This is a genomic window from Monashia sp. HAY1-2A, from assembly GCF_056755315.1.
Genome location: NZ_JBNDHY010000424.1, coordinates 1 through 270 on the forward strand (window position 1 = coordinate 1; position 270 = coordinate 270).

The following is a 270-nucleotide window of genomic DNA, read 5'->3' on the forward strand; positions in this document are numbered from 1 at the left end:
CGTTTATGAAGCCCTGCTTGAATGGCTCATGGATGGCCGGCTGAAGCCAGGGGCTGCCGTCAGCATTGACGGAATGGCGCGCGAACTGGACGTTTCGCCGACGCCGGTGCGTGAGGCGCTGGCTCGTTTGGAGCATACGGGGATGGTCCGTCGTGTGGCCCTGAAGGGTTACAGGGTAGCTCCGGTTTTTACCCGCGAAGACTTCGCCGAACTCATGGAGGCCCGGCTCTCGATCGAGCCCGTCAACGCCCGCCTGGCGTGTGCGCGCAT

1 protein-coding gene is annotated in these 270 nt (G+C 63.7%); it reads left to right on the forward strand.

Going from position 1 to position 270, the window contains the following annotated elements; translation table 11 throughout:
* The coding region (locus ACPYOM_RS22570) for a GntR family transcriptional regulator (RefSeq protein ID WP_481347674.1) at positions 1 to 270 on the forward strand (270 nt) is incomplete at both ends.